12 protein-coding genes and 1 tRNA gene are annotated in these 12,661 nt (G+C 73.2%); 3 read left to right on the top strand and 10 right to left on the bottom strand.

Annotated elements, in window-relative coordinates; genetic code table 11:
• Nucleotides 1-27 precede the first annotated feature (27 nt).
• Nucleotides 28-1,719: an acyl-CoA dehydrogenase family protein gene (locus tag RQG84_RS15635; RefSeq protein WP_311210763.1), complete on the bottom strand. Its 1,692-nt coding sequence runs from the start codon at nt 1,717-1,719 to the stop codon at nt 28-30.
• Nucleotides 1,720-1,794: 75 nt separating this feature from the next.
• Here RQG84_RS15635 and RQG84_RS15630 point away from each other — a divergent pair, with 75 nt between their 5' ends.
• Nucleotides 1,795-2,559 (top strand): PaaX domain-containing protein, C- domain protein, encoded by a 765-nt coding sequence (locus tag RQG84_RS15630; protein ID WP_311210762.1) that lies wholly within the window; start codon nt 1,795-1,797, stop codon nt 2,557-2,559.
• Here the strand turns inward: RQG84_RS15630 and RQG84_RS15625 are convergent.
• Nucleotides 2,523-3,689: a DUF4185 domain-containing protein gene (locus RQG84_RS15625; RefSeq protein ID WP_311210761.1), complete on the bottom strand. Its 1,167-nt coding sequence runs from the start codon at nt 3,687-3,689 to the stop codon at nt 2,523-2,525. The genes RQG84_RS15630 and RQG84_RS15625 overlap by 37 nt on opposite strands.
• 33 nt (nt 3,690-3,722) lie before the next feature.
• Here RQG84_RS15625 and RQG84_RS15620 point away from each other — a divergent pair, with 33 nt between their 5' ends.
• Nucleotides 3,723-4,715, top strand: coding sequence for a hypothetical protein (locus tag RQG84_RS15620; RefSeq protein ID WP_311210760.1), 993 nt, complete (start codon nt 3,723-3,725; stop codon nt 4,713-4,715).
• 8 nt (nt 4,716-4,723) lie between these two features.
• Here RQG84_RS15620 and RQG84_RS15615 read toward each other — a convergent pair whose 3' ends face one another.
• The 7 genes from RQG84_RS15615 to RQG84_RS15585 all read right to left on the bottom strand — a co-directional run bounded on the left by RQG84_RS15615 (nt 4,724) and on the right by RQG84_RS15585 (nt 11,076).
• Entirely contained in the window at nt 4,724-5,797 is a 1,074-nt protein-coding gene (locus tag RQG84_RS15615; protein ID WP_311210759.1) for a hypothetical protein, read from the bottom strand.
• Nucleotides 5,798-5,844: 47 nt separating this feature from the next.
• Complete coding sequence (yidC, locus tag RQG84_RS15610) at nt 5,845-6,633, bottom strand: membrane protein insertase YidC (RefSeq protein ID WP_311210758.1); 789 nt, start codon at nt 6,631-6,633, stop codon at nt 5,845-5,847.
• 51 nt (nt 6,634-6,684) lie between these two features.
• A complete protein-coding gene (locus RQG84_RS15605; RefSeq protein WP_055961264.1) occupies nt 6,685-6,960 on the bottom strand; it encodes a hypothetical protein in 276 nt (91 codons plus the stop codon).
• A 108-nt stretch (nt 6,961-7,068) separates the two neighbouring features.
• On the bottom strand, nt 7,069-9,360 hold the full coding sequence (locus tag RQG84_RS15600; protein WP_311210757.1) for a catalase: 2,292 nt from the start codon (nt 9,358-9,360) through the stop codon (nt 7,069-7,071).
• A 261-nt stretch (nt 9,361-9,621) separates the two neighbouring features.
• Nucleotides 9,622-9,708 (bottom strand) — tRNA-Ser (locus RQG84_RS15595).
• A gap of 43 nt (nt 9,709-9,751) precedes the next feature.
• Nucleotides 9,752-10,738 (bottom strand): permease prefix domain 1-containing protein, encoded by a 987-nt coding sequence (locus tag RQG84_RS15590; RefSeq protein ID WP_311210756.1) that lies wholly within the window; start codon nt 10,736-10,738, stop codon nt 9,752-9,754.
• Entirely contained in the window at nt 10,735-11,076 is a 342-nt protein-coding gene (locus RQG84_RS15585) for a helix-turn-helix transcriptional regulator (RefSeq protein WP_311210755.1), read from the bottom strand. The genes RQG84_RS15590 and RQG84_RS15585 overlap by 4 nt, the downstream gene beginning before the upstream one ends.
• A gap of 94 nt (nt 11,077-11,170) precedes the next feature.
• Here RQG84_RS15585 and RQG84_RS15580 point away from each other — a divergent pair, with 94 nt between their 5' ends.
• Nucleotides 11,171-11,800 carry a nucleoside/nucleotide kinase family protein gene (locus tag RQG84_RS15580; protein ID WP_311210754.1) on the top strand — a complete coding sequence of 210 codons (630 nt, stop codon included), beginning with the start codon at nt 11,171-11,173 and terminating at the stop codon, nt 11,798-11,800.
• 4 nt (nt 11,801-11,804) lie between these two features.
• On the opposite strand, the gene RQG84_RS15575 is transcribed toward RQG84_RS15580, so the two are convergent.
• The gene (locus tag RQG84_RS15575; RefSeq protein WP_311210753.1) at nt 11,805-12,650 is read right to left on the bottom strand and encodes a hypothetical protein; all 846 of its coding nucleotides are present in this window, start codon (nt 12,648-12,650) and stop codon (nt 11,805-11,807) included.
• Between the last annotated feature and the right edge of the window lie 11 nt (nt 12,651-12,661).

The following is a 12,661-nucleotide window of genomic DNA, read 5'->3' as shown; positions in this document are numbered from 1 at the left end:
ACCGCCGCACGGTCGACGTGGGGAGGCTCAGGAGGCGTCGGGGAGCGCGCGCTCGAGGATCGCGGCCGTGTCGACCCCGACGTCGAGCGTCCCGAAGGCCAGCCCGCCCTGCCCGCCGAGGCGCGACGAGCAGAAGGCGTCGGCCACGGCCGGCGTGGAGTGCCGCACGAGCAGCGAGCCCTGGAGGGCCAGGGCCATCTGCTCCACGAGTCGACGTGCGCGGAACTCGATGCTCGCGAGGTCGGCCGTGGCCGCGGCGAGGTCGGCACCGAGCCGGTCCACCGCGGCGTCGAGGTGGCGGTTGGCTCCTCTGCCGAGGCCGATCTCGTGCATGAGCACGTCGGCCACGACCGGCTCCCGGCCGAGCGCACGGAGGACGTCGAGGGCGTTCACGTTGCCCGAGCCCTCCCAGATGGAGTTGAGCGGGGCCTCGCGGTAGAGCCGCGGCATGCCCGACTCCTCGACGTACCCGTTGCCCCCGAGGCACTCCATGGCCTCCGCCGTGAAGGCAGGACCGCGCTTGGTGATCCAGTACTTGCCGAGGGCGGTGCCGATGCGCCGGAACGCCTGCTCCTGCTCGTCGCCCCGCAGCGCCCGGTCGGTGGCACCCGCCAGCCGCATGGTCAGCGACGTCGCGGCCTCCGACTCGACGGCGAGGTCGGCCAGGACGTTGCGCATGAGGGGCTGGTCGACGAGCAGCGCGCCGAACGCGGAGCGGTGCGAGACGTGGTGCCCGGCCTCCACCAGTGCCTTGCGCATGAGGGTGCTGGTGCCGGCCGCGCAGTCCAGACGGGTGCAGCCGACCATGTCGATGATGGTGCGGACACCACGCCCCTCGTCGCCCACGAGCCAGGCGACGGTGCCGTCGAACTCCGGCTCCGACGACGCGTTGGACCGGTTGCCCAGCTTGTCCTTGAGTCGGACGATGTGGAACGGGTTGCGCGTGCCGTCGGGCAGGATCCGCGGCACCAGGAAGCAGGACAGGCCGCCGGGCGACTGCGCGAGCACGAGGAAGACGTCGCACATCGGGGCCGACGTGAACCACTTGGCGCCGTGCAGCGTGAAGACACCCGGCTCGCCGGTGGGTCGGGCGACCGTGGAGTTGGTGCGCACGTCGGACCCGCCCTGGCGCTCCGTCATGCCCATGCCGGCGAGCAGGCCGCGCTTCGTCGCGGGGGCCCGCAGCCCTGGGTCGTAGATGCGCGACGTGAGCAGCGGCTCGTAAGCGGCGGCGAGCTCGGGCTGGTGGCGCAGCGCCGGCACGACCGCGTACGTCATGGTCACGGGGCAGCCGTGCCCCGCCTCCGTGTGACCCCACACGAGCCCCCGGGCCGTGCGGGCCGCGTGGGCGCCGGGCCGGTCGTCGACCCAGGCCGCGCCGCCCATCCCCTCGGCGATCGAGGTGCGCATGAGGTGGTGCCAGGCCGGGTGGAACTCGACCTCGTCCACACGGTTCCCGTAGCGGTCAACGGTGCGCAGCTCCGGGTCGAACCGGTTGGCGTCCTCGGCCCACTGCTGGGCCTCGACCCCGCCCGCCAGCTGCCCGACGCGCCGGACGTCGGCCTCGTTCCAGCCGGCTCCCTCGCGGTGCAGGGCCTCCAGGAGTGCGACGTCGGCGGAGGCGTCGTAGGGCGCGAGGGGCGGGGCCTGGTTGGCGTCCTGCGCACCGGTCGGAGCAGTAGCGTGGCCGTCGGCGGCGGGGTACGGCGTGGTGGTCATGCACCAAGCATTGCATCATCGCTACAGTTGTCAAGAGAGTGCAATGTCCAGCCGCGCGGCCGAGGAGGGAGTCCGATGGAGGTCCGCCCCCTCAGCGCGCGGTCGGTCGTGCTCAGCCTGCTGCTCGCCGTGCACCCTCCCGAGCTGACGGCCGCCCAGCTCGTCGCCCTCGGCGGGGTCTTCGACGTCCCCGAGTCGACGGTGCGGGCGGCACTCACCCGACTGGTGGCGGCCGGCGACCTCGAGCGCACCGACGGGGTGCACCGGATCGGCGAACGGCTCCGGGAGCGCCAACGGTTCCAGGACGCCGCGCTCGACCCGCCGTACCGGTCGTGGGACGGCACCTGGGAGACCGTGGTCGTGGTGGCCGCCGGCCGCGCGGCCAGCGACCGCGCGGCGTTCCGCCTGGAGATGGAGCAGCTGCGGCTGGCGGAGCTGCGCGAGGGCGTGTGGACGCGCCCGGCGAACCTGGACCGCCCCCTGCCCGACTGGCCGTCGGACCTGGCGGTCGTCGCGGCCTCGCACCCGTCCGACGTCCGCGGTCTCGTCGGCCGGCTGTGGGACCTCGACTCCTGGACGCGCACCGGCGACGCGCTGCTCGCGGCGCTCGCCGAGGACCTCTCGCCCGCCGACCGGCTCGCCGTCGCCGCCGCGCTGGTGCGGCACCTGCGGACCGACCCCGCCCTGCCCCCGTCGCTGCGACCGGAGACCTGGAACGGTCCGGCCATGGCGACCGCCTACGCCGCGTACCAGGCGGAGCTGGCAGCGGTGCTGGACCCGGTCCGCGAACCTCCCGCCTCGCGTCAGGGCAGCGGAACCCGCAGGAACCGCGGCCGGTAGAGGAACGGGTCCTCGGCCACGACCGCGGGATCGGTGTCGTTCTGGCTGTAGGAGACGACCACGCTGCCTTCCTCGGGCAGCAGGTCCGGGTGCGCCAGCGGCATGTAGCGCAGCCGCCCCTTCGACGACGACGGGATCGACGCCAGCGGCGGCCCCGCCGTGAAGGGACCGGTCGGCGAGGGCGCGGACCAGATCACCAGGTCGGTGCCGAGGAACTCGTCGCGCTTGCTCACGGCGTACCACCGACCGGCGCGCTCGAACACGCTCAACGTCTGCGACACGCCACCTTGCGCGGGGATCAGCACCGCGGCGTCCTCGGCTCTGCGGCTCCACGACTCGCCGTCCCAGTAGCGCCACCGACCGATGTCGAGGATGTCGTCGGGACGCACCCTTGCCACCCGTAGGTCGAAGCCGAACACCAGCCGCTCGCCCGGGTTCGCGGTGCCGTAGAGGTAGACCCAGCCGTCGTGGACCGTCGCGGCAGCACCCCACGTGGGCCGCTCGGTGCCGGACCGGTCCGCGCCGACGTCGCGGACCGACAGCAGCTGCGGGGTGCGGCCCCGAGGCACGATGAACAGCGCGATCGCGGGGCCCAGGTTGTCGAACGCGAGCTCACCGTCAGGCGCGGCGGCACCCTCGACCCGTTGCGCGCTCACGCCGACCAGGTCGTAGCCGGTGCGCTCGACCTTGGCGACCGACATCGGCCAGTACCCCACGCCGTCGGCACGGTCCGGGATCAGCGCACCCTTGTCGGGCGGCAGCACCACCTGGGCGCACTCGTCGCCGAAGACCAGCATGGAGTTGCGCACGAAGCGTTGGCCGTCGAAGTCGGCCGAGCGGAGGGTGTCACCGAAGACCCACAGACGCCGGCCGTCCTGCAGCGTGACGTCCGCGCCGACGTCGGCGCCCTCGAACTCTCCGCGCCCCCGCACCTTCGTGACCAGGTCGTTGAGGTCCGCGACCGAGCGGATCGGCTCGATCGGCAGGCACCGGGTCTGGTCGGCCGCGCCCACGCGCGCCGGCTCCTCGACGTCGGGGGCGGCGAGCGAGGCGAGGGCCAGCATGGCCACCAGGGCGGGAACCGTGACGGCGAGGACCCGTACGCGCCACGGGGCACGCGGCAGGACCATGCCGTCACGATCTCACGTCGGTAGGGTCCAGCCATGTCCGGACGACGCTGGGTGCCGCTCGTCCTCGTCGTGGTGACCCAGGTGGTCGGCCTGCTCCTCGTCTCGACCCTCGTGGTCGGCGACGACCCCCACGAGGCGCCGGTGACGATCGTCGCGCCGGCCGTCGTGGGGCAGGCCCTCGCCGCCCGCGCCGACGCCGCAGGCACCCTGGACGCGTCCGCGACGCAGGACCGCCGCGAGGGTGTGGACCGGCTGGAGTCGGGAGCCGCGACGGCCGTGGTGGTCGTCGACCTGGCGACCGAGCGCGACCTCGTGCTGGTCCCTGGGTCGCAGGATCCTCAGCTGACCGCTGCCGTGGTGGCGCACGTGCGAGCCCTCTCCGCGTCCCTGGGACGAACGCTCGACGTCGAGGAGGTGCCACCGAGGGCCTCCGTGCTCGATCGACGCGTGGTCGACCTCGCCCCGCTGGTGGCCGTGGCGGCGGGGATGCTCGGCGTCGCGGCCCTCGCCTGGTGGCGCGGACCGCAGGCACACACCACGCAGGACGGGATCCGTCGGGCCGCGGCCTCGGTGGTGCTCAGCGCCGCGGTCGGGCTCGCCCTCGCCATCGCCGCGGCCACGACCACGTCCGGCCCTTGGCGCGGATGGTGGCTGGTGCTGGGCGCCACGACGCTGGCAGCCTGCGCGGTGACGCAGGCCCTGCTCAGCGTGCTCGACGTCTGGGGCCTGGCCCTGGCGGTCGCCGTGCTGCTCCTGACCGCGCTGCCCGCACTGGCCGGGACCGACCCGTGGCAGCAACCGGTCGCCTGGCGCTCGGTGACGTCGTGGCTGCCGCACGCGGCCGGCCTCGACGCTGCCCGCGCCGTGGCCTTCCGCCAGGGATCGGGGGTCGCGACGTCGCTCGGCGTGCTCGTCGCCTGGGTGGCGGCCTCCTTCGCCACGTCGGCCCTGGCTCGGCGGGAGCGTCGGCGGGACGAGGAGTCGTCCACGTCAGCCGGCCACGTCGAGCAGCGCCGGACGTCGTAGGCGCACCGTCACACCGTTGCGACCAGCTGCCTGAGGGCGGTGACCACGGCCCCGGCCGCGAGCACCTCGGTGACCCCGGCCCGCACCCGCTCCGTCACGGACTCGGCCAGCATCTCGACGGCGGCGTCGGCGCGGTCGCGCACGTCCTGGGACGGCGGACCGTCCTCGTCCTTCCCCTCGCGCAGCATCACGGCGACCGCCTCCATGGCCTCGGCCGCGGGCTGCCGCAGACGCGGACCGAGCGCGACGTCCTCACGACCGGCGTGCTCGGTCATCGCCAGCAGGCCGGCGAGGTCGTCGACCACCAGCGAGAGACGTTCGAGCGCCCGTGCGTGCTCGACCTGGCGATCGGCCCACTCCTGCCACCGACGGGCGCGCCAGTTCACCCGACGCACCTGGGTGGCCTGGGTGACGAGCCGTCCCATGGCCTGCGCGCGCGGACGGATGTCGTGGTGCCGAGCGAGCCACTGCTCGCGGTCCAGCGGCGGGTCGCTGCGCAGTGCGTCGGCGAGGTCGTCGAGCTGCGCGGCGAGCGCCTCGCGGGCGACGGTGATCTGGCGGTCCCCCGGCACCAGCGGCATCGGCGGCAGGGCTGCGTTCACCGCGACCCCGACGGCCGCGCCCAGCCCGGTGAGCAGCACGTAGCCGATGAGGTAGTCGACCAGGCCGCTGCTGCCGATGATGAGCACGAACAGGGCTGCGATCGGCACCCAGTCGCCCATCTCGCCGAAGCGCCACCACCCTGCCGCGAGCGTGCCGAGGAGCACGACGACGGCCAGGCCCGGCACCGTCGGCACGACGGCGGCGGCCGCGACGGCGAGCGCCGCCCCGAGGAGGATGGCCACCACCCCCTGCACGGACGCCTTGACGGAGTCGGCCACCGTCGCCGAGACGGCGATGACCGCGCCCAGCGGGGCGTAGTACGGGTACTCATCGGCAGCACCGCCGAGGGGCTGGACCACGAGCCACGCCAGCACGGCGGCCACCGCCGCCTTGGCCGCCCGGGGCAGGCGGGGGTGCCGGGCGATGCCGTCGCGGACCTGCGCGGTCAGTCGGCTTCGTACAGCGGGAGAGCTGCTCATGACACGGGTGTTCCCCGCCGCCGGCCCGCGATGCGTCCGGGGCCCGGTCACTGTCCGTGCCGCTGGGCGGCCCGCGTCCCCGGGGTCGGGAACCAGCGCCAGACGACGAACGACTGGCCGAGCGTCCACACCTGGCTGAAGACCCAGTAGACGAGGAGCCCCACCGGCACGAAGGCGCCCGCCGCCAGCAGCCCGACGGAGGACAGCGTGGGCATCAGACGCGTGGCCTGCTGCACCGCCTCCGGCATGCCGTCCGTCGTCGTGTTGGGCATGACGAAGAAGTGCTGCGTCGCGAACGACACGGCCGCGGCCACGACCGCGAGGGTCAGCACCACGGCGAGGTGCGAGCCGTCCTGGCCGAGCACGCCGCTGTCGACCAGGCCCGCGCCGAGCAGCTGGGCGCGGTCGAACAGCTCCACCTGGCCGGCGTCCATCGACCCGACGGCCGAGCCGGCGGCGACGTCGGAGATCAGGTGGTACAGCGCGAACCAGACGGGCAGCTGCACCAGCACGGGCAGGCACCCGAGCCGCGAGACCCCGTGCTCGGCTGACAGGGCGCGCCTCTCCTCCATCATGGCGCGCACGCTGTCGGGGTCGGTGCGTCCCTTGTAGCGCTGGGCGATCTCCTGCAGGTGGGGCCTGGCGACCGCCATGCGCCGCGCGTTGCGCACCTGGTGGACCGTGAGCGGCAGCAGCAACCCCCGCACCACCACCACGATCGCGGCGATGCTGAGGCACCAGCCGACGGCACCACCGGGGTCGGCCCCGAGGTTCTCGGCGAGGGCATGGGCGGTGGACATGAGGGTGGACAGGACGTGCTTCAACGGGTCGAGCATGGACATCTCCTGGTCTGAGGATCGGATCGGGCGCGTCGCCCGAAGGCGACCTCAGACCAGACCGGGAGCGCGCGGACGCACCGGCTGACGCACCGGGTCCGCGATGCGCGACGAGAGCACGGGCACCAGGGCCGCGACCTCGCCGCGGACCACCCCGACCCCACCGGCGCGGTGAGCCACGACCACGCGCGAGCTCGCGGCGACGAGCAGGGCCGCAGCGATCGCGACCGCGACGCCCACCGTGGTGGTGGACTCGCCGGTCGCGGTGAGGCAGAGGACGAACGCGAGCAGCCCGGCAACCCGGCTCAGCATCGCGGTCTCTCGCACGCCGTCAGCATAGTGCCCGGCGCGGAGCGAGCCACGGATCCGCGCCCACGGGGCTGCCGGCCCGGACCGACGAGACCCGGTCGGTCTCGTCGGTCCTCACCGCGACCCTCAGCCCTCCGGGAAGCGCTCCCAGACCCGGTGGGCGCCGAGCATCGTCGTCACCTGCTCCAGGACGTCCGCCGGGGTGTCGCCGACGTAGACGCCGGCGGGCGCGGCGGGCAGGCCGCTCGCCTCGAGCGCGGCGACGGCGTCGCCCCACCCGCCCAACGCCTTCCCGTGGCGGTGCGCCTCGGACACGAGGAGGGCGACGCGAGGGTCGAGGGTGCCGGCGCTGGGTGCGGCGGCCTTCGCGTCGGCCGACGGGTCGGCGTCCTTGGCCGCCTGCGGCGCGCCGGCGAGCAGGATGGTGTCGAGCTCGATCGATCGGACGGTCAGGAAGGTCCGCTGCACCGCGACGGGATCGCCCTCACCGTCGTCCAGCATCCCGCCGCGGGAGGCGATGACCAGCGGCACCATGCCACCGGCGAAGACCGCGTCGCGCACCTCGCGCACGCCGCTCAGGTCCTCGAGGTCGTCGGGCACGACGATCCCGATCAACCGACCGTCCGTCGGCCAGGTCCCGCCGACCTGCGAGAGCGCCGGGCTCGGCACCTCCTCGGTCAGCGGGAGGGTCGCCTCCGGAGCGGGCAGTCCGAGGCCGTCGGCGACCAGCTCGCACAGGTGGCTGTCGATGTTGGCCAGCGCGAGCAGCTGGCGCTCCTTGATCGCCTGCTCGTAGCACTTGCCCAGCTCGAACGTGTACGCCTGTGCGACGTGGTTCTGCTCCACCGGGGTGAGGCTGAGGTAGAACAGCCGAGCCTGGCTGAAGTGGTCGTCGTAGGTGGCCGGGGCCTCGCGCACCTTGGCCGACGCCTTCACGGGCTGGGGCACGTCGATGAACGCGCTCATGTCCTCCCCGGCGAGGAACGGGCAGCCGCCGTCGAGCGAGTTGGGCTTGTAGGGCGCGACGCCGGTGTGGGCGGCGTCCTGGTGGTAGCCGTCGCGCAGCATGTCGTTGACCGGGGCGTGCGGCCGGTTGATCGGGATCTGGTCGAAGTTCGGACCGCCCAGGCGGGTCAGCTGCGTGTCGAGGTAGGAGAAGAGTCGACCCTGGAACAGCGGGTCGTCGGTGGCGTCGATGCCCGGCACGAAGTGGCCCGCGTGGTACGCCACCTGCTCGGTCTCGGCGAAGTAGTTGCCGGGGTTGGCGTTGAGCGTCATCGTGCCGATGACCTGCACGGGGGCGAGCTCCTCGGGCACGAGCTTCGTCGAGTCGAGGAGGTCGATCCCCTCGAACATCTGGTCCGGGGTGTCGGGGAAGACCTGCACGCCGAGGTCCCACTCGGGGTGGGCGCCGGACTCGATGGCGTCCGCGAGGTCGCGACGGTGGAAGTCGGGATCGACCCCGGCCGCGATCTGCGCCTCCTCCCACGTCAGGGAGTGGACGCCCAGGCGCGGCTTCCAGTGGAACTTGACCAGCGTCGTCTCGTCCGCCGCGTTGACCAGGCGGAAGGTGTGGACGCCGAAGCCCTCCATCATCCGGTACGACCGGGGGATGCCGCGGTCGGACATGTTCCAGATCGCGTGGTGCTGGGCCTCGGTGTGCAGCGAGACGAAGTCCCAGAAGGTGTCGTGTGCGCTCTGCGCCTGCGGGATCTCGATGTCGGGGTGCGGCTTGCCGGCGTGGATGACGTCCGGGAACTTGATGGCGTCCTGGATGAAGAACACCGGGATGTTGTTGCCGACGAGGTCGAAGTTGCCCTCCTCGGTGTAGAACTTCACGGCGAACCCACGGGTGTCACGCACCGAGTCGGCCGAGCCGCGCGAGCCCAGGACGGTCGAGAACCGGGTGAACACCGGCGTCGTCGCACCCTCCGCGAGGAACGCTGCGCGGGTCAGCCTGGACGCGGTGCCGTTCGACCGGAAGACGCCGTGGGCGGCCGCGCCGCGGGCGTGCACGACGCGCTCGGGGATCCGCTCGTGGTCGAAGTGCATGATCTTCTCGCGCAGGTGGTGATCCTGCAGCAGCACAGGTCCGCGAGCACCCGCCTTGAGGGAGTGGTCGGTCTCCCGCAGGGGCACACCGGTGGCCGTGGTCAGGGTCGGGCCCTGCTGGGCGGCCGACTTCTTGCTGTCGCGCGACGGCGCGCCGGTCGGCGAGTGCGGGATCGGACCGTGCTGGGACGGCTTCGGCGGCAGCGGGTCGTGCGGCTCGGTCGGTTCCTCGACCGTCGGCGTCCCACTCCCGGGCGTACCGGGGAGCACGGGTGCGGCACCGGCGACGGTGGACTTCACCTCGTCGACGACCTCTTCGGCGATGTCTCGTGCCTTGCCGGCGAGTCCGGCCTTCTTGTCCGTCATGGTGCCCTCCCGTTGCGCTGCGGTGTGCAGGTGCGCTCGACGTACCCGTGGCCGGGCGGAGGCAAACTCGACGGGGCCGCCCGTGGTGGACGGAAGCAGGGCCGGGGACGACGAAGGCCCCGAGCACAGAACGCTCGGGGCCCTTCGTCATCGGCGGTGGCGGTGGGAGCCGTCGCTCCTTCGTCGCTCCTCCCAAATCCCCAGCACTCGGGGACGACGAAGGGCCCCGAGCACAGAACGCTCGGGGCCCTTCGTCATCGGCGGTGGCGGTGGGATTTGAACCCACGGTGGGTTTGACCCCACACATCATTTCGAGTGATGCACCTTCGGCCGCTCGGACACGCCACCGCGGGGTACCTTACCGGACCGTCACGCGCCGACCGCAGCGAGGTCAGCGGGCGATCGGGGCCGTGCCGGCGGTCAGCGGGGTCGCCTTGTGGGCCTTCCACGCGGCGTCGCCGACCTCGGCGACGATGGTCAGGAGCGAACCCACCACGATGCCGAGGTTCACGTACTCGAGCACCTGCGAGCTCATGCCCACGGCGTCGACGAAGGCGGCGTTGAGCAGCGACTCGTCCCACGCCAGCCAGGCGACCGGCAGGGCGAACGCGGCGGACACGACGGCCATCGCAGCCACGAGCGGCCACGTCCAGCGGCCGACCCGGTACCGCCACACCTCGAGCGCGATGTTCAGCACGAGCACCCCGATGAGGAACGGCAGCCAGCCGGACCACAGGTCGGGGTCGAGCACCGCGACGTCGTCGCCGTCAGGCCCCTGAACCCAGCTGCGGAAGTTCTGGCCGATCAGCACCATGATGAAGAAGGCGATGAACACGATCGACGCCACCGTGTCGACCAGGGAGACGTCGCGCTCCTGCGGCGCCTCGGGCAGGGAGTCGACGGTCCAGCCCGGCAGGCCGGGGTCGACGTCGACCCGCTCGAGGATCGCGAACACGAGGGTGGTCCAGAAGGCCACGTGCAGTGCCGTCTCGATCCCGGCCGCGATGCCGTCGCCGATCGCGGACGCCGCGTCGGGTTCGGTGATCAGGCTGACCGCCGCCACCACGACCGCGACCGTCGCCGGGATCCAGGCCAGCAGCCTGAGCAGCAGCCGCCAGTAGGTGAGGAAGTAGCGGGGGCCGATCAGGTGCAGCGGCCGGTCGGCGTACTGCGCGGCGAGCAGGCCCGGGTCGCCGAGCTCGGTGAGCACACCACGCTCCGCGTCGGCCTCGGGCTCGCCGGCGTCCGTGCGCGCCTCGACCATGTCGGCGATCGAGGCACGCAGCTCGCGGCCGATGTCGTCGCGTCGGTCCTCGGGCACCGAGCGCAGCACGGCGTGCACGTAGCGGTCGGTCAGGGTGGTCGTCTGGGTGGTCATGGCAGATGCCCTTCCGTGAGGGACTCGATGGAGGTGCGTACGGCGTCGAGGTCGGCCAGCAGCGCGGCGAGCAGCTGCTCGCCGTCGCGGCTCGTCCGGTAGACCTTGCGGGGCCGGGACTCGGTGGTGTCCCACTCGCTCGCCAGCAGGCCCTGGTCCTCGAGGCGCCGCAGCAGCGGGTAGAGCGTGTTGGCGTCGACGCTGAAGCCGGCGTCGGCGAGCGTCTGCAGCAGGCCGTAGCCGTAGCCGGGCTCGCGCAGGGCGGCGAGGCTGGCCACCACGACGGTGCCGCGGCGCAGCTCCTGCAGGTGGGTGCGGAGGTGGTCGTCCCAGGTCATGCCGTCACATTACTGTGTGGCACACAGTATGTCTAGATCACACATCATCGTGCTTCGGACGGCTGCCGGTGAGCGATGCGGGAGAATGCCGGACGTGGACCTCGACGACCTTGCCGCGCGCGTCACCCGCGTGGCCGACGCCGCTGCGGGACGCCGCGTGCTGCTCGGCGTCGTCGGCGCCCCGGGCAGCGGCAAGTCCACGCTCGCCAAGCGGCTGGCCAACCGGCTCACCGCCGACGGCTTGCCGGCCGTGCGCGTGCCGATGGACGGCTTCCACCTCGCCGACGTCGCCCTCGCCGAACGCCGCCTGCTCGACCGCAAGGGAGCTCCGGAGACCTTCGACGCGCACGGCTACTTGAACCTGCTCCGACGCCTGCGCGCCGAGACCGGCAACGACGTGCTGGCCCCCGGCTTCGAGCGGGACCTCGAGCAGCCGATCGCCGCCTCGATCACCGTGGCACCGTCGCACCGTGTCGTCGTGACCGAGGGCAACTACCTGCTCGACGACGCCGACCCGTGGCCCGACGTGCGCGCCGAGCTGGACGAGGTCTGGTTCGTCGACCTCGACGACGGTCGTCGTCGGTCGCGCCTCGTGGACCGCCACGTCAAGCACGGCAAGACCCGCGAGGCGGCACAGGCGTGGGTCGACGAGGTGGACGAGCCCAACGCGCGGCGGGTGCTGGCCCGGAGCGGGACCGCCGACCTCGTGGTCCCGTCGCCCTGACCGCTCAGCCGGGTGCGGTCCGACCAGGGAGCCCCGCCACGGTCGCCGCCCACTCGAGCGACGGACTCGTCCCGAGCGCGTGGCGTTGCGCGGGCCGGGTGGCGTGGTCGATCAGCAGGCGGCGCAGCACGTCGGTGCGGTCGCCCAGGTAGGCGGACGGGATCGGGATGGCACGGCCGCTGCGGTCCGTGGTGTCCACGCACCACCACTCCCCTCGTCGCACTCGTTCGAGGCCGGGTGTCCGCTCGAGGCCGAGCGGGCCGACGATCTCGAGCGACTCCCACGACACCCGCGTGGACGCCGGCCCCCACACGTGCTCGACGCCCTCGGCCGTCAGGAACAGCCCACCCGCCTGCACCCCGCGCCGCGCCATCCAGAGGTTCGGCACGAGCAGGAGGACCACGAACCCCGCGCCCAGGAGCGTCCAGGCACTGCTGTCCCCGAGCACCCAGGCCACGCCCTCGCCGACCACCACGATCGAGAACGCCGCGACGACGGCCCACGGTCGCGCGAGGGCCCACCCCGGCCGGAGCCACGCGGTGGCGGGACGTCCGGAGGGAGCCGTGGCGAGCACCGGCCCGGCGTCGGCGTGCGGCGCACGGACCCACCGCCCCACGGCGTCGACGACCACCACCCAGCCGCTCCAGCACGCGAGGCCGAAGACCAGCGAGAGCAGCGGGCGTCCCATCGCCACGGTGACCGCCCAGACGACGGTGAAGAGCGACGAGAACAGCGTCGTGCCCATTATCACCAGCACCGCCCGCCAGGTGCGCCCGGCGTCGAGGGCACGGCGGACGATGCCTGGCCCGTTGCGCGCACCCCAGGCGGCCGGTGCGACGAACTGCGCCATCGGACGAGCCC

This window comes from Aeromicrobium sp. WCS2018Hpa-31, from assembly GCF_031843905.1.
GTDB lineage: Bacteria > Actinomycetota > Actinomycetes > Propionibacteriales > Nocardioidaceae > Aeromicrobium.
The sequence above is the reverse complement of the archived record's forward strand: the minus strand, read 5'-3'. Positions and strand labels throughout refer to the sequence as shown.

Bases quoted from the DNA above. Each gene is read 5' to 3' on its own strand.
- RQG84_RS15585 (WP_311210755.1), bottom strand. From the start codon at position 11,076: ATGACCTGGGACGACCACCTCCGCACCCACCTGCAGGAGCTGCGCCGC.
- RQG84_RS15590 (WP_311210756.1), bottom strand. From the start codon at position 10,738: ATGACCACCCAGACGACCACCCTGACCGACCGCTACGTGCACGCCGTG.
- RQG84_RS15575 (WP_311210753.1), bottom strand. From the start codon at position 12,650: ATGGCGCAGTTCGTCGCACCGGCCGCCTGGGGTGCGCGCAACGGGCCA.
- yidC (WP_311210758.1), bottom strand. From the start codon at position 6,633: ATGCTCGACCCGTTGAAGCACGTCCTGTCCACCCTCATGTCCACCGCC.
- RQG84_RS15635 (WP_311210763.1), bottom strand. From the start codon at position 1,719: ATGACCACCACGCCGTACCCCGCCGCCGACGGCCACGCTACTGCTCCG.
- RQG84_RS15620 (WP_311210760.1), top strand. From the start codon at position 3,723: ATGTCCGGACGACGCTGGGTGCCGCTCGTCCTCGTCGTGGTGACCCAG.
- RQG84_RS15625 (WP_311210761.1), bottom strand. From the start codon at position 3,689: ATGGTCCTGCCGCGTGCCCCGTGGCGCGTACGGGTCCTCGCCGTCACG.
- RQG84_RS15615 (WP_311210759.1), bottom strand. From the start codon at position 5,797: ATGAGCAGCTCTCCCGCTGTACGAAGCCGACTGACCGCGCAGGTCCGC.
- RQG84_RS15600 (WP_311210757.1), bottom strand. From the start codon at position 9,360: ATGACGGACAAGAAGGCCGGACTCGCCGGCAAGGCACGAGACATCGCC.
- RQG84_RS15630 (WP_311210762.1), top strand. From the start codon at position 1,795: ATGGAGGTCCGCCCCCTCAGCGCGCGGTCGGTCGTGCTCAGCCTGCTG.